This is a genomic window from Deltaproteobacteria bacterium HGW-Deltaproteobacteria-6, assembly GCA_002840435.1.
Taxonomy (GTDB): Bacteria; Desulfobacterota; Syntrophia; order Syntrophales; family Smithellaceae; genus UBA8904.
On sequence record PHAT01000002.1, the window covers coordinates 59,520 to 78,798 of the forward strand.

The 19,279-nt window shown below is 48.7% G+C and carries 16 protein-coding genes; 2 read left to right on the forward strand and 14 right to left on the reverse strand.

The features are described from left to right. Nucleotides 1-9: 9 nt before the first annotated feature. The 7 genes from CVU71_04620 to CVU71_04650 all read right to left on the reverse strand — a co-directional run bounded on the left by CVU71_04620 (nt 10) and on the right by CVU71_04650 (nt 10,354). Nucleotides 10-1,659: a hypothetical protein gene (locus tag CVU71_04620; GenBank protein ID PKN19662.1), complete on the reverse strand. Its 1,650-nt coding sequence runs from the start codon at nt 1,657-1,659 to the stop codon at nt 10-12. A 685-nt stretch (nt 1,660-2,344) separates the two neighbouring features. After that, nucleotides 2,345-2,635 carry a hypothetical protein gene (locus CVU71_04625; protein PKN19663.1) on the reverse strand — a complete coding sequence of 97 codons (291 nt, stop codon included), beginning with the start codon at nt 2,633-2,635 and terminating at the stop codon, nt 2,345-2,347. Between the two features lie 129 nt (nt 2,636-2,764). After that, nucleotides 2,765-5,899 (reverse strand): AcrB/AcrD/AcrF family protein, encoded by a 3,135-nt coding sequence (locus CVU71_04630; GenBank protein PKN19664.1) that lies wholly within the window; start codon nt 5,897-5,899, stop codon nt 2,765-2,767. Continuing rightward, nucleotides 5,886-7,010 (reverse strand): hypothetical protein, encoded by a 1,125-nt coding sequence (locus CVU71_04635; GenBank protein PKN19665.1) that lies wholly within the window; start codon nt 7,008-7,010, stop codon nt 5,886-5,888. The genes CVU71_04630 and CVU71_04635 overlap by 14 nt, the downstream gene beginning before the upstream one ends. Nucleotides 7,011-7,045: 35 nt before the next feature. Beyond that, the gene (locus tag CVU71_04640; protein ID PKN19666.1) at nt 7,046-8,347 is read right to left on the reverse strand and encodes a hypothetical protein; all 1,302 of its coding nucleotides are present in this window, start codon (nt 8,345-8,347) and stop codon (nt 7,046-7,048) included. A gap of 35 nt (nt 8,348-8,382) precedes the next feature. Then, a complete protein-coding gene (locus CVU71_04645; protein PKN19667.1) occupies nt 8,383-9,714 on the reverse strand; it encodes a hypothetical protein in 1,332 nt (443 codons plus the stop codon). Next, complete coding sequence (locus CVU71_04650; protein ID PKN19668.1) at nt 9,704-10,354, reverse strand: hypothetical protein; 651 nt, start codon at nt 10,352-10,354, stop codon at nt 9,704-9,706. The genes CVU71_04645 and CVU71_04650 overlap by 11 nt, the downstream gene beginning before the upstream one ends. Nucleotides 10,355-10,525: 171 nt before the next feature. On the opposite strand from CVU71_04650, the gene CVU71_04655 reads away from it, so the two are divergent. Together CVU71_04655 and CVU71_04660 are read left to right on the forward strand one after the other, a co-directional pair. Further along, entirely contained in the window at nt 10,526-11,392 is an 867-nt protein-coding gene (locus CVU71_04655; GenBank protein ID PKN19669.1) for a hypothetical protein, read from the forward strand. 36 nt (nt 11,393-11,428) lie between these two features. After that, nucleotides 11,429-11,935, forward strand: a complete 507-nt coding sequence (locus CVU71_04660) for a hypothetical protein (GenBank protein PKN19670.1) — start codon at nt 11,429-11,431, stop codon at nt 11,933-11,935. A gap of 12 nt (nt 11,936-11,947) precedes the next feature. Here CVU71_04660 and CVU71_04665 read toward each other — a convergent pair whose 3' ends face one another. From CVU71_04665 to CVU71_04695, 7 genes are all read right to left on the reverse strand, one after another. After that, a complete protein-coding gene (locus tag CVU71_04665) occupies nt 11,948-12,742 on the reverse strand; it encodes a cation transporter (GenBank protein ID PKN19671.1) in 795 nt (264 codons plus the stop codon). A gap of 37 nt (nt 12,743-12,779) precedes the next feature. Next, on the reverse strand, nt 12,780-13,592 hold the full coding sequence (locus CVU71_04670) for a formate dehydrogenase family accessory protein FdhD (GenBank protein PKN19672.1): 813 nt from the start codon (nt 13,590-13,592) through the stop codon (nt 12,780-12,782). A gap of 95 nt (nt 13,593-13,687) precedes the next feature. Next, nucleotides 13,688-14,830, reverse strand: a complete 1,143-nt coding sequence (locus CVU71_04675) for a cystathionine gamma-synthase (protein PKN19673.1) — start codon at nt 14,828-14,830, stop codon at nt 13,688-13,690. A 259-nt stretch (nt 14,831-15,089) separates the two neighbouring features. After that, nucleotides 15,090-16,049 (reverse strand): cysteine synthase A, encoded by a 960-nt coding sequence (gene cysK / locus CVU71_04680; GenBank protein PKN19674.1) that lies wholly within the window; start codon nt 16,047-16,049, stop codon nt 15,090-15,092. A gap of 64 nt (nt 16,050-16,113) precedes the next feature. Then, nucleotides 16,114-17,406 (reverse strand): O-acetylhomoserine aminocarboxypropyltransferase, encoded by a 1,293-nt coding sequence (locus CVU71_04685; protein ID PKN19675.1) that lies wholly within the window; start codon nt 17,404-17,406, stop codon nt 16,114-16,116. A gap of 298 nt (nt 17,407-17,704) precedes the next feature. Next, nucleotides 17,705-18,790, reverse strand: coding sequence for a tRNA 2-thiouridine(34) synthase MnmA (locus CVU71_04690; GenBank protein ID PKN20074.1), 1,086 nt, complete (start codon nt 18,788-18,790; stop codon nt 17,705-17,707). Nucleotides 18,791-18,800: 10 nt separating this feature from the next. Further along, nucleotides 18,801-19,241 (reverse strand): hypothetical protein, encoded by a 441-nt coding sequence (locus CVU71_04695; GenBank protein PKN19676.1) that lies wholly within the window; start codon nt 19,239-19,241, stop codon nt 18,801-18,803. Nucleotides 19,242-19,279: the final 38 nt, after the last annotated feature.

Consider the following 19,279-nt stretch of genomic DNA (forward strand, 5'->3'; position numbering starts at 1 on the left):
TCTTTTTCTTCAATTGCAGGTTTTCTGAAGGCCTTCTTGGGCTTCCACATCTCTAGGATTCAGTTCAAGCATCTTTCGATAGACATCACATGCCTTGTTATTGTTGTCCATTTTAGTATATGATAGTGCTAGTATTTTCATTGCCTTTACATTTTTAGAATCTATCATAATTAACTCCGTTGCATAATTGATGGCTTCATCATACTTTTTTAAAATAAAAGCCTTACGGGCGTTAGCCATTAGCTTTTGTTCCTTTTCTGGATCTTCAACGGGAATGACAGCTCCAGAAAACTTAACCTTTAAGCCTAAAAGAACGCCACATCTTAATATTCCGCCCTCTCCTGGCCGGTATGAAATTCTTACAATAGGGATATTATAGGCAACAGGTACAGCCTTAGAATAAAAAGTACTGGCCTCTTCGCTCCGCAGGACATGATCTACAACAACAAAAAACTTGTATGATTTTAATTGCTCTGCCCGCATCAAAAGGTCTTCATAACCGCCTTTCGCCATTTTTTTAAATAAATCTTTCACGGGATCCTCGCTTTGCGATACCTCACTTTGAACAGTAAGAAGAATCATTTCCCTTTCCCGAACATGATTAACCAGCATGTTCTCAGCCTTGGTTCTGTCCTCATGAAGAGATTTAATTGTGACATCTTTATATGAGCTTTCTAATTCATTATCAATTTCATCAAGTTTGTTTTTTGCTTTATTTTTCTTTGATATTGCTTGCCCAATATTATTTTGATAGTCGTGATCTATTTCAGTCAGGAGTTGGAGCTGTCTTAAATTGTAGTCTTGAGTCTGCTTGTACATATTCTTGATAGACTCTTTATTTTTGACATTATCTGCAGTAAATTTATCGATCATTTCTCCTTTGTCAGGATCTAGCAAGACTTTTGCAGAGAATGTTCCAAGATCGGTCTTTGTTGTATTTTTCTGATCAGTTTTATCAGTATGGCTGACTTTTGCGAATTCAGGATATATCCTGTATTGCTGAAGCATATAAAAGTCTTTAAGGTCACTTGACATTTGTGTTACGGGATCTGTTTCAAAAGACTCAACCCTGCCGGCTTCTGTCGCCCTTATAATATCGCTGACAACCTTGAGCTGTTTTACTGTTGTGTCACCTGTGATAAAAGATGGCATATAGTTTTCACTTAAGAAGTGTTTAGATGATTTATCAAGTTTTCGGTTAATATCTTTTCTAGATTCTTTAAAAATATCGGCATTGGTCTTTGAAAGAAGAAGATAGCCTGTTGGAATGGCCTTTAATCGATTTTTATAAATTTCTCTTACGCTATCTATTGTTTCGTCAATTTGTTTCAATACTCGAATAATTTGAATTTTCCTATCGAGGAGTGATTTGTATCTCAGCAGTCTTTCATTAGTGTCTTGGAGTTGGGATACATAACTGAAATACAACTCATCCCATGCTCGGTTTTTTTCTATTGATTCTCTAAGAAGTTTATTGCTTTCCCTTGCTATTTCTTCGGTTTTATCCGTTTGCAAAATATTTTGTTCTCTAAAGTTTTCGACATCATATAATAATTGCTCTTTATTTGTAAAAGTTTTCCAACCATTCTGAGCATTTGCGGAACTAAAAGAAATAATTATCAAAATAAAGGTTAAAATGATGCAAAATCTGGATTTCATCTTCATTCTCCTTTTGGTATCTACTTTATGAAAGTATTATACGATAAAATGGCTGCTTGAATTCTGATGACGATTTTTTAATAACACATTCAGGGGTATAAATTAAAATATTCATTTTTTCTTTTTATAAAAATCTGCTGAAATTGCGCTTGACAGGCAAAATTTTACATAATCATTGAGAATTGTCAATGTTCAATTTAGTTAAGTCAAACATTTTATTCACATATTTAGCTTTGAAGTTTGTTGTTTCTCTTGTAGCTCGATTTACTTGCAGTGTTGCAGCATTTGTTTGATGAGATCTATTCTGACCATGAATTTTAATAATTATGCAGGTATTAACTAACATTTAGCAGGGTTATTATCAAAAGTTGTCGATTTGATAAAAACAAGGGGGGGACGGTGATTGCTGAGTCTGCGTAAACAACATTTTGTGGATATTTTCTACAAACACTTAATTACCAAGTGTTTCATAAATCTAATATTTCTGGACAATATATTTGTCTGAGCAAGAATATAAATTGACGTTTATGGCCCTTCTACTGCTTGCTGCGTTTTTTTGCCGGAAACGGATTGTCCTTTTTCAGCCGCTCGGGCGGATTAAATTTCTTTTCGCGCAGCAGCCGTGAGATGTCTTTTTGTCTGCGGGTATTTTTCTGATTAGCCATAACATCACCATGCGCGAACGTTAAATACATTCTTCCAGAGGAAAGGTAAACGCCCTCAGGCCGGCGCGTGGATGCGCTTCCTTCAGCTTCTTCGCGAGTTCGACAAGCTTCTGAATCTCATCATCCGGCACCCCCAGTAAAAGGGTATTGTTTCTGCCGGGCCAGTAATGCGTGTCCAGTTTGGGTTCGCTTTCCCGGCCTTCGCCCGTCGCACCATGCATTTTTGTATAAGATTTGTAACCGGCTTTTTTAAAGGCTGCTGTGATGATTTCATCGGAGGATTCGGCATAAACAACAAAAAACATTTTCATTCTGGCACCTCCAGGAGCATCCATACGTTATTTTCTAAAAACTCTGATTCTGAACGCATAGCGTAAACAAAGCCTGCGGCCGAATGGTCCCGTAAAAGGGGGGCGCAGTAGTCCGCAGCAAGCTGCGGACTACTGCGCCGGTGGTTTTTCAGCAAGTTCCGCTTTTTTGCTTTTTCTGTGTTTGAATTTTTCCTGCCAGTCATCAAAAATATCGTAGGCGGACGGAATAACGATCAAGGTCAAAACCAGTGATGTGAGGAGTCCGCCAATCACCGCGATACCCATCGGGGCGCGTGTTTCCGCCCCTTCTCCGACGCCGAGAGCAATCGGCAGCATGCCGAAAACCATCGCAAACGTCGTCATGAGAATCGGCCGCATCCGGACGGGTCCCGCCTGAAGGATCGCTTCACGGCGCGCCGTGCCCCGGCCCCGCAAAACATTGGTATAGTCTACCAGCAGGATGGCATTTTTCTTTACCAGACCCATCAGCAGAATCAAACCGATAAAGCTGAAAATGTTCAGGGTCTTGCCGGTGATAAACAGGGCGCCGAAAGCGCCGACAAAAGACAACGGCATGGAAAGCAGCACGGTGATCGGATGAACAAAACTTTCAAATTGCGATGCCAGAATCATGTAAGCCATGATGATGCCCAGCATCAGGGCAAAAAGCAGATAACCGAAAGATTCGCTCATCGTATCAGCCATGCCCTGATATTTGGGTAAATAATCGGAAGGCAGAATTTTACCGGCAATGGCATCGAGCTCACCTTTCGCCTGTCCCAGTGGTTTTCCTTCCAGCGAAGCGAATATGGTAATGGCCCTTTGCCGGTCAACACGGTTGATGACGCTGGGGCCGGTGCCTTCCTCTACTTTAACCACGTTAGCCAGCTCCACCAGCTTTCCATCGCGGGCGCGCACGAAAATACGCTGCATGCTCCTTGAACTTTCCCGGTCTTCCGGATTGAGCCGGACCCGGATATCGTACCGTTTTCCCTTGAGTTCGTCCTTGTATCTCGCGATGTCCAATTCGCCGCTGATCAGCAGGTTGATGGCCTCGGCAACCGTGGCCACATCCACGCCCAAAGCGGCTGCCCGGTCGCGGTCGATGTAAACCTTGAATTCCGGCTTGCCGACTTCCAGCGACGTATCCACATCCACGATTCCCGGCAGCTTGGAAAACTCGGACGTGATCTGCTTGGCATAGTTCTGCATGGCGCCAAGGTCCTGACCGCGGATGCTGTATTGAATCGGCACATTCCTGATGCCGCCGCCGACAACTGAAAGATCTTCGGCGGAGACTTTCAATCCCGGAATTTCCCGCAGTTTCGTTCGCGCTATTTTCTTAATGTCTTCCTGGCTGTTTTTACGCTGCGCTTTGGGCGTCAGGTTGATCATCATCCTGGCGCGATTGGCATACCCTCCGTATCCCTGAACGTAAAAGACGGATTTGACGCCCGGGATTTCCTGCATGATGGCTTCCGTTTTTCCCAGATACTGTTCGATCTGATCAACGGAATAATCAATCGGTGCTTCCATGCGAACAATAAATACACCCTGATCTTCAGGCGGTGTGAATTCCTTTCCGATGAATTTCGTCAGACCGATACTTAAAATAAAAATCATCAAGGCGCCTGCCAGCACGGTTTTACGGTACCCCAGTGTAAATTCCAGCGTTGCGCGGTAAAATAACTCCAGCTTGCCGTAATAATGTTCGGCATAATCGCTGATTCTCGTCCAGAGGTTCTTCCTGCCGCCCGTGTTTGCGGCCAGAGGATTGGGTATGGATTTTTTATGCGACTTGAGGAAAATCGACGCCATCATCGGCGTCAGCGTAAAGGATACCAGAAGGGAAACCATTACGGCAAAAACAATCGTCAGGGCAAACTGCAGGAAAAAGCGGCCGATGATGCCTTTCATGAAGGCGACGGGCAGAAATATGCCGACGATGGCGAACGTTGTGGCCATAACGGCCAGTCCGATTTCCGATGTGCCGAAGGTTGCCGCTTCCCGTGGTTCCATGCCTTCTTCCACATGCCGGTAAATGTTTTCAATAACAATAATGGCGTCATCAATCAACAGGCCCACCGAGAGCGACAGCGCCAGCATGGTCATGTTGTTGAACGTAAAACCGAAAGCGTTAATCAGCGCGAAGGTCGAGATGACGGAAACGGGCAGGGCTACCGCGCTGATGAGCGTTGTGCGCATATTTTTCAGAAAGATAAAGACAGCCAGAATGGCAAAAAGACTGCCGATAATTAAATGAAACTGCACTTCCTTAATCGAACGGACAATAAAAAGCGACTGATCCACGGCGGTGTTGATTTTCATTCCGGGAGGCAGTGTCTTATTAATGCGCTCCACTTCCTTTTTGACGCGATCGGCCACTTCCACCGTGTTGGTCCCCGATTGTTTCTGAATCGCCATGCCGACGGCAGGAACCCTGTTGAAACGCGACAGGGATCGTTTTTCTTCCATGCCGTCTTCCGCCCGGCCGATATCGCGGACCCGCACCGGCGCGCCTTTGTAATAACTGATGATCAAGTCGTTGAAATCCGGAATCTTGGCGAACTCCCCCTTGATCCGGACGGTATATTCTTTGGTTTTTGTTTCAATCCGGCCGCCCGGCAACTCGATATTTTCACGCTTCAGGGCCACAACCACGTCGCTTGGGGCTATCTGGTAGGCCTGCATTTTTGCGGCAGAAAGCCAGATGCGCACCTGGCGCAGCCGCTGACCATAGAAGATCACGTCTCCCACGCCATTGATGCGCTGAAGCTGCTCTTTGAGCACTTCATCCGCGTAGGTGGAAAGATCGCGTACGGAACGGGTTCCGGAAAGATTGATAAACAAAATCGGCGTGGCGTCGGGATCCACTTTGGCAATCTTGGGCTCGTCAATATCGGGGGGCAATTTGTTCCGGATTCCGGACACTTTTTCGCGCACATCCTGAACAGCCTGGTCGATATTTCTCTCCAGGACAAATTCAATGGTGGTAAGCGATACGCCTTCGTAACTTGTTGATGTGATGCTTTTGATTCCATTAATGGTATTGACGGCGCCTTCAATGCGATCAGCGACATCCACATCCATTACGTCGGGACTGGCGCCTTTCAGCTCCGTCCTGACGGTGACGATGGGAAAATCAATCTTCGGCAAAAGATCAACGCCGATGGACGGATAACTGACCAGGCCCAGCACCACCAGGGCCATGATCACCATCGTGGCGAAAACCGGTCGTTTAACAGAGGTATCAGCGAGCCACATGGACCTTCACCCCTTCCGATAAATTGTTCTGGCCGACAACAACAACCTGTTCTTTTTCTTTGAGGCCTTCTCTGATTTCTATATATTCGCCGTATTTGTTGCCTGTTTTAATCACCCTTTCCTGCGCTTTATTCCCGTTGACGACAAAGACACGGATTGTGGCGGCGTCATACAGAAGCGATGTGATGGGGATGACCACAACATCCCGCGCCGCCTGGGTATTGATTTGCACCCGGGCAAAGTATCCCGGCTTCAGCAGATGATCGGCATTGGGCACAAGGGCCTCCGCCTGAAGCGTCCGCGTGCGCTCTTCCACATTCGGATAAAGCAAACTGACCTTGCCTCTGAATTGTCTGCCCGGGAAAGCATCGACTGAAAAAACAACTTCCTGTCCTGTTTTCAAACCGGCAACATCTTTCTCGCTGATGGTAAAACTGAGCTTCAGCGCATTGATCTTAATCAACTGCAGAAGGGGCGTGCCGTTGCGGACATAATCGCCGACGGATACTTTCTTTTCCTTGACCGCGCCGACAAGCGGTGAATAAATTCTCGTCCGGATCAGTTTTTCGCGGGAGATGGCCAGGGTTGCTTTGGCCCTGTCCAGTTCCGCTTCCGCCAGAGCAACTCTTGTGACGATATCATCAAATTGTTGTTTGGTAATCAGTTCTTCCTTGAACAGAGCTTCCTTCCTCCTGTATTCGGCATTCGCATTGGCCCCAGAAGCCTGGGCCTGTTTCAGCGCTGCTTCGGATCTTTTCCAGTCCAGCTGATAATCGGTTTCATTGATTTCCACCAGAAGTGTTCTGACGCCGACGGAGGTTCCTTCTTCCACATGAATTTTTTTAATCAGGCCGTCGACTTCCGAACTGATCGTTACTTCTTCATCCGCTTTCAGGGTTCCCGTTGTTTCAAGATACGGCTGAACTCTTTTTATTTCAGCAGGCCAGACGCGCACATTCACCTGCCGTTCCGGCTCCGCTTTTTTTTCCTTCTGACAGGATGCAAAAGAAAAAACAGCCAATATCATCATCAGCAGCAGGACCGTTGAGATCAACCGTCCCGGCCGTGTGTTCGCGGAATTATTTTTTTTCTGAAACCCCATACCCTTCATCCTCCTTGTGACATGCCGGCGCGCATCTGTTTGAATTAAATGCCTTCCGTAATAAATTTCAGCAGTGTGCCGCTTGATTTTCTGACTTTCAGGTGGGCCAGTTGATAATTATACAAAGCTTCAGCCACATTCTTTTCCGATGATAAAAGAAGGGTGTTGGCATCCATAACATCCAGGCTTGTGGCCAGGCCGTTTTCATACTGCCTCAGGACGGCCTTGTAATTGTCCCGGGCAAAAACAAGTTGATCTTCCAGAAATTTCAGTGTGCCTTTTTGTGTTTCCAGGTCCAGGCAGGCTCCGCGCAATTCAATATCAATGTTTTTCTTTAGGTCATCATACGCCAGACGCGCCTGCCGCTCTTTGGATTTTGCTTCGTTGAGTTCGGCGACTCTCAAGCCGCCTTCAAAAAAAGGAAAGGTAAGCGAAACGCCGGCCAGCATGCTTTCCCGGAGAAGCGTTGCGGTGACGGGATTTTGATCAACCCCGTTGTAAACGGCAAACACGCCAACGCTGGGCCAGAAGGCGCCCCGGGCATACTTTACCTGTTGCCCGGCCATTTGCGTCTGCATGTCATAACTTTTTAAATCGGCTCTTGCGGCCATGGCCGTTTCGCGTATTTTTTCGAACCGGTCAAGATCAGCGGACGGAATTTCCGTTTCTTTCAGACGGAAGGTTTCCTCGATGCCCGTGATGCGGATTAACGCGGCGCGCGCGAGTTTGAGGGCATTGGTTGCCCGGAGATAATCGGCGCGGGCTCCCGATAATTCGCCGTTGGCCCGCAGCAAAGCTGTTTTAGTCAACTCACCGACCTTCACTCTCTTTGCCGCAAAATCACGGTACTGGGTCAGCCTTTCCATATTGTCCGCCGCAATGTCGAGAGCTTTTTTCGCTTTTAACACGTCATAGCAGGCCGACGCGACCGCCAGGACGAAATCCGATTTTGCGGCATCCAGATCAAACTCGTTTTTTGTAATATTCTGTCCGGCAAATTTCAAGGCGTCGAGTTCGCGCACGGAGAGAGAAAAAGATTGATCCGCACGGACGCTCCACGTTCCTGATTCTTCCGGCTGAATCAACGAACCGGCAACGGAGTATTTCTTATCGGTATAACGATTATAGGTTCCAGCCGCCGTCACTCTGGGAATTAAAACCGCCCAGGCCTTGTTTTTGCCCATCTGGGAGATGTAGACATTTTCCTCGGCATACTTGATTTTTTCTGAATTTTTCAGCGCCTGCTGATACAGATCCTGCAGGGTGTATTCCTGAGCCCACCCGCCAGATGCGGACATCAGGGTGACGGCCGGCAGCATCAACAGGCATAACCATACGTTCTTCATCCTCGAAAATCCTTTCCTGCAAAAACTAATGACTGTTAATTGGTGACGCCCATCGCTCTTAAGAGGCGGGCGTATGAAATATTATAATCGGCCAGTGCATTGGCATATTCGGATTTGGCTTTTGTGAGCAGCGTCTGGGCATCAAGCACTTCCGTTGAACGCGCCACTCTTTCTTTATAACGCGCTTCGGAAATCCGGAAATTCTCCTCGGCCTGATCGATCACTTTCTGCGAAACGGCGATCTGGCTTTCGGCTTCCTGCAAGAGGAGATAGGCATTTCTTATCTCCAGCGCAATCTGGTCGTTTAATTCTTTGGATTGATCAATGGCCTGATTTTCCGCGGCTCTTACGGCGTCAACCCGGAACTTTGTCTTTCCCCATTCCCAGAAATTCCAGTTGGCCACCGCCATGATCTGCCAATTTTCCCGGTCTTTATATTCGGTGCCGGAAACGGACGCCGTATCGCCTTGGCGCCCGTAGGTGCCGACAAGGTTGACCGAGGGAAAGAATTCACTTTGACCCGCGCGAACCATTTTGCCCGCCTGCAGGGCCTTGAGCTCGGAGATCCTGAGCTCCGGCCGGTGTGTCTTTGCGGTGACCAGACAATCCTGCAATGACTGACGGAGAGGTTTGTAGTCGAGAACATCAACAACCTCAACAGATGACAGCAATTCTCTTTTTAAAACGGTATTGAAGCGGGATTTCGCCAGTTCCACGGCATTTTGCGCTTTGACCAGCGCCTGCCTGCCGTTAGCCAGTTCCACCTCCGTTTGCAGGAGGTCATTCTTGGGGATCAGGCCGACGCGGAAAAAATTTTGCGCGACGTCACGATGGGCCCCCAGCATTTCCACCGCCTGACGCGACGTGTCCCGGAGCCTTTGTGTCCGCAAAATGTTGTAATAAGCAATCCTGACATCCTGAACGACATCATGAGATTTCGCCTTTTCTTCAACCAGGGCGGCGTCTTCGGCAATTTTATTGGCCTGATAGTTGGCGAGTATTCCTCCGCCGGCAAAAAGCGGCTGACGGGCTTCGACAATCCAGTTGTAATTATTAATGGTGCCGGTAACCATATTACTTGCGGGGATCAGGGGGGGGAATCCGGGAAAATAAAAACTGGGTTCTTGATTAAGCCGTGTATAGTTGTAGGATGTGCTGAATCTGGGCAGGAAGCCGGTCAGGGCCTCCCGTTTCCTGGCTTCCGCTCCCTTTGTTCCTTCCTTGGCGATGTGGATCACCAGGCTGTTTTTGAGGGCGATGGCAATGCTCTCGTCCAGCGTTAAAGGTTGTGATGCCGCGATGGACGCGGGCAGGAATAATAAAGCGGCAAACGTCACGACCAGCATGCACCGGGTTTTAATCGTCATGTTTTTTCACTCCGTTAAAAAAAATGTTCAGGATCATTTCTTTTTTGGAAACAAGCCTGTCTTGCGACGGTGTGATCAACCAGTTCATGATAGCCGCCCTGATCAGAAAGGACAAAGCTGCCGCAAGATCATGCGGCGGGATATCACGCAACACACCGTCTTTTACACCGGCTTTCAGGATGTTTTCGATAAAAGATAAATGTTTAAAATAATCGCTCGTCAACCGTTCCTGCATGGAATTCATCGTTTTAGCCGACAGCTCGTTTTCCCCCCGCAGAAAGATCCGGCAGAAATAAGCATTCTCTTCGGCAAACTTTAGCTGTGTGCCAACCAGAGCAGCGATCTTACCATTCAGATCGGAGACCGAATTCACTTCCTGCTTGATGATTTCATACATCATGGCCAGCTTTTCACTGATCATGGTTGTGTAGAGATGTTCCTTGCTTTTGAAGAACTGATAAAGGGCGCCCGTGGAAAAACCTGATGCGGATGCGATTTCGGCCATGGTCACATAATGATAACCTCTGGCGGAAAAATTCTTTTCCGCCTCGGTCAGAATCGCCGTGCGCCGGATATTATATTCACGTTCTTTTCTTTTTACCTTTTCCATGCATCCCTGGTTATGTGAACAATGATTCATTTTATGAATAATGGTTCACACAGATTGCAGGATTAGTCAAGATTTTTGTGGAGATGGCCCTGCTGCTTCTCTATAGGAATTCACTTGTTGAAGGATCGGAGAAAATATGTCATAAAGATGACGCTAAAGGGCAGAGCAAAAGCCATAATCCCACACATTTTCAAATGATGAGTGACCGTGAAGAAAGAAAAACTGACTAATTTACCGGATATCGTGTCGGACATCCCTTCTCTGCCGATTGTTGCTTCCCGGATTCTGCACATCATTGCCGATGACAAATCTTCGCTGGAAGAATTAAAAAAAGTCATCTCAATGGATCAGTCTTTTTCCTCCCGTCTGCTCAAAGTTGCGAATTCCCCTTATTACCGGGCCAGCAATACGATTTCCGATATTACCGACGCCATTACGCGCATCGGATTTACCACCGTTCAGGCGCTTGTCTTTGCCATATCTTTAAAAGACCTGCGCCGCGCATCCAATAAAACAGACATCCAGTTGTGGGAGCACTCTCTGGCGGTGTCTGTTGCGACGGGGCTGATTGCCAGGGAACTGGGAATGATGTCTTCGGGTGAAATGTTCGTCTATGGCCTGCTGCATGATATCGGGAAAGTTGTCATCAACCTGTCTTTAAAAAAAGAATATGCCGATGTCATCCGCATTGTCCAGGAACAGGATCTTCCTTTCTTTGAAGCGGAAAATAAAATACTGGGTTTTGATCACGGCGACATGGGCAAATACGTGGCCGATCAATGGCGCCTGCCGGCGGACCTAACCTTTGTTATTGCGAATCACCATGAAACCGACATTCTGGAAAGTCATACGGCAATCGATTTAAAGAAGAAAACTATGATTGTCCGGGCGGCCGACGCTCTGTGCTCGTCATTGGATATCGGTCTGACCTATAGCGGTGTCCTTTCAGAGGAGGAGTGGCAATTTCTGAAACTGGCCAATCTCAAAAAGCAGGACGCAATCCGCGCCAGAATAATGGAAGAGTATCAAGCCTACCGGGTTTTCATTATGGGGCAGGGGCCTCGCTGAAAAAGGGCAAAGACTTTAATCTTTTGAGAGGTCAGAATGGATACACTTCAGAATCAGGGCCGCCAGGAAATCATTTACCGCTATGCAGCGAAAAAAGCCCTGCAGGATTTGAGAAACGGCGAAGCGCTTGACGAGGCGCTCATATCGCATCTGAACGAACATCCTCTTCTTGGTTATTGCAGCGACGCCGTGAAAAAAGACGATAAGAATATCCTCAAGAAAAACGCAGCGGCAACCGACAATCCTCTTCTCCTCAGGCGTTTTTGTCTGAAACTGCTGCGTCCTTTCGGAAACGAACGGGATGTCCGGGATTTTTCATATGAACTGTGGAAGACATCGACCGATTATGAAATCAAGCTGGAGGTACTCTGGAGCCTGCTCAGCTATCAGGATCTGGCTGAAGAAATCTACGCGGATATCAGCCGTCACTTCGACGCGGCCAACTGGGACAAGTGGCTGCCGTTGATTGTGGAAAAGCTGGAGGGCGACAAAGAAGAAAAAAACCACGTCAAAGAACTAATGAAGCGATACTTTAATCTGTAGGATGTTAGAGCATTATTTCGACAGCTGTAGAATTCGATACGCACCTTTTCCGACCATAACAAAAACTATGGCCCCGACGATCAAGTCGGGAAGCATGGATTTCGTCAGATAGACTGTGACGCCCGCCAGAATAACACCGATGTTAACGATCACATCCATGGATGTGAAAATCATGCTTGCCTGCATATGCACTTCCTGACTTCTGGACTTCTGAAGCAAATACAGGCAAATCGTATTGCCGGTAAGAGCGAGAAGAGAAATAATAATCATCAGCTGAAAATCAGGTGTTTCTCCATGCCCGGCAAAACGTCTGATCACCTCTGCAAACCCCAAAACGGCCAGCGACAGTTGGAAATAACCGGCTGCTTTGGCAACGTTCTTCTTCCGCAAGGCCGCTCCCCCGACAACAGAAAGCGATAACCCGTATACAATGCTGTCGGCCAGCATGTCCAGACTGTCGGCGACAAGACCCATGGAACCGGCGATGAAACCGGTGAGCATTTCAAGGATGAAAAAGAATAAATTGATAACCAGAACCTGCCACAGGACTTTTCTTTCCTGACGGTGGCCGTCATGGGTATTTCCGATGTCCACTGGTTCGGAGGAAACAAGTTTCGTATCAAATTGAAGCGAATGGAGGGAGGCAAGGATGTCGTCATAGCCGTCTGTATGGCAAACCTCCAACCTGCGGTCGGGTATATCAAACCGCAGCGATTGTATGCCGGTCAGTCCTTCCAATTTCATTCTGATCATGCGCTCTTCAGAAGGACAGTCCATCTTTGATATTTTAAATGTTGTTTTCAGCATGAATTTCTTTTCACATCAGACAGGAAAATGCGACCCGTCACACCAACCGGTTTTCGCCGGAATAGACAAAGCCTGAGTTTTTACGCACATAGCCTAAAAGCGTAACGTTATACTCTCTGGCCAGATGGACGGCGGCAGCCGTGGGTGTCGACCGGGACACAAGAACCGGTACGCCCAGGCGAATGACCTTGGTGATGATTTCAGACGAAACCCTTCCGCTGACCAGCAGCATGCCGGTTGTAACCAGCGCCATTTTGTTGTTTCTCAGGAGTACGCCCCCGATCTTGTCAAAGCAGTTATGCCGTCCGATATCCTCGTTGAAAACAGAAAAGTCCGGGTGCCGGAAAAGGACACTGTGCACACCGCCCACACGCCTGTATACTTCCGACTGCCGCTCGAAATCTTTCATCACATTCAGGATGTCATTGATGGAGAATTTATCCTGATTGGCGACAGGCAGAAATTTCTCGTGCTTGAGCGGATTGATGTAGGTAAAGCATTTGCCGCAGCCCGACGTGACACTGCGCAGGCTCTCGCATTTTTCAACGGACTTACCGGGAGCAAGGTTGATCATGACGGCAAAGAGACGCTCGTTATAGGAGATGTCGGCGACATCGCCGATGCTGTCGATAACGCCTTCACTGTAGAGAAAGCCAAGGGCCAGTTCTTCCGTCAGTTGATTGAGGCACAAAAGCGACGCATATTCCGTCCCGTTGATATATATTTTCAGCGATATCTCGCCGATGACATCTTTTTCTTTATCGCGTAAAACGGTCGTGCCGTTATCAGCAGTAATTTCTTTTACGTCAAAAGTAGCGAATAATTTATCGTCCATATTTCCCCCATTCATGCTTTAATTGAACTGATACATAAACCATGTTCAGTCAGGTGTCAATTTCCGTTAAAACCGGAACCGACCATTTCGGCAGTCCCGCTAATGCGGAATCAAACAAGGGCCAGCGCCTGCTGCAGATCGGCGATCAGATCATCGACATGCTCGATTCCGACGGAGATGCGAATCAGATTGCCGGTGATGCCTGCGGCCTTGCGGACATCTTCCGGCATGGAGAGATGCGTCATCGTCCACGGGTGTTCGATAAGCGACTCGACGCCGCCCAGCGATTCCGCCAGGATGAAGAGTTTGAGATTTTCCAGCAGGCGAAACGCGTCTTCCTCTCCGCCTTTTACTTTGAAAGAGAACGTGCCGCCGAAACCGCGTGCCTGTGAGACGGCCAGTTTATGCTGCGGGTGACTTGCCAATCCCGGATGCAGAACGTCTTCAATTTTGGGATGCGCTGCAAGCCACAAAGCTATGGCCAGGGCGTTTTTGTTGTGGACTTCCATCCGCAGGGCCAGTGTCTTCAGGCCGCGTAAAACCAGAAAACAGTCATGAGGCGCCTGACAGGTGCCCATCGTGTTCTGATGGAAATAAACGCGTTTGGCCAGGTCCTCATTATTCACAACAATCGCGCCGCCCACGACATCGGAATGACCGTTGATGTATTTGGTGGTGGAATGCAGCACCATATCGATTCCCAAAGCCAGCGGATTCTGAAAGTACGGAGACAAAAAAGTGTTATCGCAGACGGTCAGCACACCTTTGGCTTTTGCGATGGCGGCAATGGCCGCGAGATCCAGAATGTTCATCAGGGGATTGGTGGGCGATTCCGTCCAGATCATTTTGGTATTGGATTTGATGGCCGCCTTCAAGGCGTTAAGATCCCGCAGATTGACAAACTGGACTTCAACGCCATGCTGAGTGGCCACTTTAGACATCAGACGATAGGTGCCGCCGTAAAGGTCGTTATGCACAATGACGTGGTCTCCGGCTGCAAGCAGAGCAATCGCGGTTGCTTCCGCAGCCATGCCTGTACCGAAGGTAAAACCGTGCGTTCCGCCTTCGAGGGCGGCGATGCATTCTTCCAGCGCTTTGCGCGTGGGATTGCCGGAGCGGGAGTAATCGAAAGGCCCCATCTGCTTCACGCCCTTGTAGGCGAATGTTGACACCTGGTAAATCGGCTGCATGACTGCGCCATACGCCGGGTCCGGCGCCTGTCCGGCGTGAACGGCAAGCGTTTCAAATTTCATACGCTATCCCCCTGGGGTTATTTTCGGGTAAGTTATATCATTCCTGCAATGAAAACAACCGCCCCTTTACAATGGCAAATCACCTTTTGAGTCCAATGAATCCTTTCAAACAAGGTTATCCAAATAAATTAATCAATGAGGCCGCAAATGAGATCCGCAAGCAGCTTTTCTCCCCGAGCCCCCGGGGCCATGTCCTGAATCCGGATTAATATGACCTGCAGCGGCCGCCCATTGGTCACAGGCAGCGCTGCCCCGGGCGTTAAGCCCCTATGCCTTCAAATAAAACGGTTGACAGATAACGCTCTCCGGCATCCGGCAGGATGACCACGATGGTCTTGCCCGCAAACTCTGCCTGTTTGGCCAGCCGCACCGCCGCTGCTGCCGCCGCACCGCAGGAGATGCCGACAAGCATGCCCTCTTCTTTAGCCAGCCTGCGGGCGAACTCTACGGCTTCCGCACTGTCCACCTGTTCCACGCGGTCGACAACCGACAAATCAAGCGTATCGGGAATGAAGCCCGCGCCGATTCCCTGAATTTTGTGCGGTCCCGGCTTTAAATCTTCGCCAGCCAGTTTTTGACTGATCACCGGGCTTTCTTTGGGCTCGACGGCCACGGAAATGATTTTCTTTCCCATTTTATTTTTGATGTAGCGGGAAATGCCGGAAATCGTTCCGCCGGTGCCGACGCCGGCGACCAACACGTCAATGGCGCCTTCGGTATCATTCCAGATTTCCGGACCGGTCGTTTTTTCATGGATCGCCGGGTTGGCCGGATTCTTGAACTGCTGCGGCAGAAAATATTTCTTCGGATCGGATGCGGCAATGGCCTCCGCTTTATTGATTGCGCCTTTCATGCCTTCCGCGCCGGGCGTCAGGATAAGATTGGCGCCGAAGGCGGCCAGGACTTTCCGCCGCTCTATGCTCATTGTTTCCGGCATGGTCAAGGTGAGCCGGTAACCGCGTGCCGCTGCGACATAGGCCAGAGCAATGCCCGTGTTGCCGCTGGTCGGCTCAATGATTTCCATGCCCGGTTTGAGCAGACCTTTCTCTTCGGCATCCCAGATCATCGCTGCTCCGATGCGGCATTTCACGGAGTAGGCGGGATTGCGGCCTTCAATTTTCGCCAACAGGGTTGCCTTGGCACCATCCGTGATGTGATTTAATCTGACCAGCGGCGTGTTGCCGATGGACTGTGAATTGTCCGCATATATTTTTTTCATGGCGCGCCTCCTTAGTTATTTAATGCAGAGGCACGAGGCCAGTCCTCGCACCTCTGCATGTGTTTCAGATTTTGCCCAGGGCCTGTTCAATATCCGCCAGGATGTCATCGACATGCTCAATGCCAATCGACAGACGGATAAAATCAGCCGTGACGCCTGTGGCCAACTGTTCTTCCGGTGAAAGCTGTGAATGGGTGGTCGATGCCGGATGAATCGCCAGCGTTTTGGCATCGCCGATATTGGCCAGATGTGAAATCAGCTCCAGGGAATTAATAAATTTCTTTCCTGCTTCAATTCCGCCTTTCACACCAAAACCCATGATTGCACCAGCACCTTTAGATAAATATTTCAGCGCTCTGTCTTTTTCGGGGCTGGATGCCAGTCCCGGATAATTCACCCAGGCAACTTTGGAATGCTTCTCCAGATAAAGAGCAACAGCCAGTGCGTTTTCACAATGTCTCGGCATACGCAGATGCAGCGTTTCCAATCCCTGAAGAAACAGAAACGCATTAAACGGCGACATAGCCGGGCCCAGATCGCGCAAAAGCGTAACACGCGCTTTAAGGATGTAGGCCAGGTTGCCCATCGGTTTTAGCGCTTCGACAAAATTCAGGCCGTGATAACTGGGGTCAGGATCGGCAATGAGCGGAAACTTCCCGTTCGTCCAGTCGAACTTCCCTGAATCAACAATAACACCGCCCAGTGACGTGCCGTGGCCGCCGATAAATTTGGTTGCGGAATAAACAATAATGTCCACGCCATAATCAATGGGACGCAGGAGATAAGGCGATACGGTGTTATCCAGAATAAAAGGGATGCCGTTTTTGTGAGCGATGGCGGCAATGCCTGCAAGATCGGCCACATCCATTTTAGGGTTTCCGATGGATTCCGCATAAACGGCTTTGGTCTTTGGCGTAATGGCCGCTTCCAGTGCTTTCAGGTCATTGGATTTGACAAAGTTAACCTTGATGCCCAGGCGGGGAAATGTGTAATGAAACAGTGTGTAGGTTCCGCCGTAGAGATTATCCGCCGAGACGATTTCATCGCCGGCTCTGGCAATATTCAGCAGGGCCAGTGTGATAGCGGACTGGCCGCTGGCCACCGCCAGCGCGCCGATGCCGCCGTCCAAAAGCGCGATTCTTTTTTCCAGAACATCCGTGGTCGGGTTCATCAGCCGCGTATAAATATTGCCGAACTGGGTGAGCCCGAAGAGGGCGGCGGCCTGATCGGTATCCTTAAACTGATAGGACGTGGTTTGATAAATGGGCACAGCCCTGGATCCGGTTGTCGGATCCGGTTCCTGTCCGCCATGAAGCGCTAACGTTTCTATTTTTAATTTTTCATCAATTTTACTCATTTTCATTCTCCTTTCCGAATGAAGACCATTATAAACTATCTTTTTATGTTTTGTTTTTCGATCCGTTCAAACGAACTTATCGATGAAGACTGTATTTCATCCGCCGGCCTGACCGTTCATCCGGAAAACGGCGGATGGATTATCCGTTCGCTGTAGCTATTGACACGATCGCATCAAGCATCGGAGATAACAAGAAGCGATCTCCGACAAAAGGCTCCCGCGAGTATTAAGGATACTGCAAAATAAAAAAATATGTTGATCTGTTGATTTTATATTCTTTAAATTATTCATATAGCTTTCACTCCGGTCCACGAATAACATCTTCGATGACCGCGCCGCCCAGCACTTCATCACCATTGTAGAATACGATTGCCTGTCCCGGCGTAATCGATTCCTGGGCTTCTTTAAAAATAACTTTTAATTTCCCGCCATCGTTTCTCAGGGTGCAGCGCGCCGGTTTTTTGCGGTAGCGGATTTTAGCTTCCACCTCTTCGGGGAACTGATCGGTCAGAAAATTCAGGTCGCCGGCAATTAAGCCCGATGCGTAAAGGTCTTCTTTATTGCCAACCAGGATCGAATTGGTGTGGGCATCAAAACGAAGAACATATAAAGGGGCCTTCGCGCTGATTCCCAGACCGCTGCGCTGTCCGATCGTATAATAAATGATGCCCTGATGACGTCCGAGAACCTTGCCTTCCTTGTCAACGATATTGCCCGGGGCGGCAGACAAATTTCTTTCTTCAAAAAACTGCCGGTAATTTCCGGTCGTCACAAAACAAATATCCTGACTTTCCGCCTTTTGTGCCACATGCAGCCCGGCATTTTTCGCCAGTATCCGGACGTCTGCTTTGCTGAGATTTCCCAGCGGAAAAAGAACACGCGGCAAGTCATCCTTCTTGATCGGATAGAGAAAATAAGTCTGATCCTTATTCTTGTCCTCCGGACGCTTGAGATGCCAGGCATTATCCGTTTGTTCGATTCTGGCGTAGTGGCCGGTAGCCAGATAATCAAAACCCATTGCGCGGGCCCGATCCAGGAGCGATCCGAATTTCAGGTAGCGGTTGCAGTCCACGCAGGGGTTCGGTGTTCTTCCACTTAAATATTCAGCGGTGAATTTACTGATCACCAGTTCTTCCATCAACTGAGCGAAGTCAAAGACAAAGTGAGGAACTTCCAACTGGCCGCAGACACGCTTGGCGTCTTCTATGGCGTCGCCGCCGCAGCAGCTTGAGCGGTCGCCGTTCTGCCGGATGCCCAGACACATGGTGACGCCGGTAACCGCGTAGCCTGCCTCTTTGAGCAGTAGAGCCGCGAGCGATGAATCAACGCCGCCGCTCATTGCCACAAGAACTTTTTTCCTTAAAGGACTGCTTTCGTCATTCATATTACTGCACTCAAATATCATTCATCAAATTATTATCCGCCTTTTGTCGACGGCTCCGAACCAGATCGGCCAGCGTAATCGCTTTCAGCGTTTCACTTATTTTTTCTCCCAGCATACCCCAGATATCCCGCGTCGGACAAGTGCTGATTCGTGAGCACCGTTTTGCGTCCTGCACGCAATCCACCAGGCATATTTCGCCCTCCAGGGCCTGCAGAATATCCCGAACCGTGATTTCTTCGGGGCGGCGAGTGAGGCTGTACCCGCCGTGTGCGCCTCTGACCGACTGAATTAAACCGGCGCTCTTCAAAGGAATGACAATCAGGCTTAGATACTTTTCAGAAATATCCTCTCTTTTGGCAATGTCTTTCAGCAAAATCGGATTGCTGCCGTAATGGTCGGCTAAATCCGTCATCATCCGTGTGCCGTATCTTGATCTCGTTGATAATTTCATTGTTCGTTGGTCTAAGCCTAGCATTCCTATCGTTTTAG

Excerpts from the sequence above, each read along its gene's own strand:
- CVU71_04695 (PKN19676.1), bottom strand. The coding sequence starts at position 19,241 with ATGAAATTATCAACGAGATCAAGATACGGCACACGGATGATGACGGAT.
- CVU71_04625 (PKN19663.1), bottom strand. The coding sequence starts at position 2,635 with ATGAAAATGTTTTTTGTTGTTTATGCCGAATCCTCCGATGAAATCATC.
- CVU71_04675 (PKN19673.1), bottom strand. The coding sequence starts at position 14,830 with ATGAAATTTGAAACGCTTGCCGTTCACGCCGGACAGGCGCCGGACCCG.
- CVU71_04690 (PKN20074.1), bottom strand. The coding sequence starts at position 18,790 with ATGAATGACGAAAGCAGTCCTTTAAGGAAAAAAGTTCTTGTGGCAATG.
- cysK (PKN19674.1), bottom strand. The coding sequence starts at position 16,049 with ATGAAAAAAATATATGCGGACAATTCACAGTCCATCGGCAACACGCCG.
- CVU71_04670 (PKN19672.1), bottom strand. The coding sequence starts at position 13,592 with ATGAATGGGGGAAATATGGACGATAAATTATTCGCTACTTTTGACGTA.
- CVU71_04650 (PKN19668.1), bottom strand. The coding sequence starts at position 10,354 with ATGAATCATTGTTCACATAACCAGGGATGCATGGAAAAGGTAAAAAGA.
- CVU71_04640 (PKN19666.1), bottom strand. The coding sequence starts at position 8,347 with ATGAAGAACGTATGGTTATGCCTGTTGATGCTGCCGGCCGTCACCCTG.
- CVU71_04685 (PKN19675.1), bottom strand. The coding sequence starts at position 17,406 with ATGAGTAAAATTGATGAAAAATTAAAAATAGAAACGTTAGCGCTTCAT.
- CVU71_04620 (PKN19662.1), bottom strand. The coding sequence starts at position 1,659 with ATGAAATCCAGATTTTGCATCATTTTAACCTTTATTTTGATAATTATT.
- CVU71_04665 (PKN19671.1), bottom strand. The coding sequence starts at position 12,742 with ATGCTGAAAACAACATTTAAAATATCAAAGATGGACTGTCCTTCTGAA.
- CVU71_04635 (PKN19665.1), bottom strand. The coding sequence starts at position 7,010 with ATGAAGGGTATGGGGTTTCAGAAAAAAAATAATTCCGCGAACACACGG.
- CVU71_04660 (PKN19670.1), top strand. The coding sequence starts at position 11,429 with ATGGATACACTTCAGAATCAGGGCCGCCAGGAAATCATTTACCGCTAT.
- CVU71_04630 (PKN19664.1), bottom strand. The coding sequence starts at position 5,899 with ATGTGGCTCGCTGATACCTCTGTTAAACGACCGGTTTTCGCCACGATG.
- CVU71_04645 (PKN19667.1), bottom strand. The coding sequence starts at position 9,714 with ATGACGATTAAAACCCGGTGCATGCTGGTCGTGACGTTTGCCGCTTTA.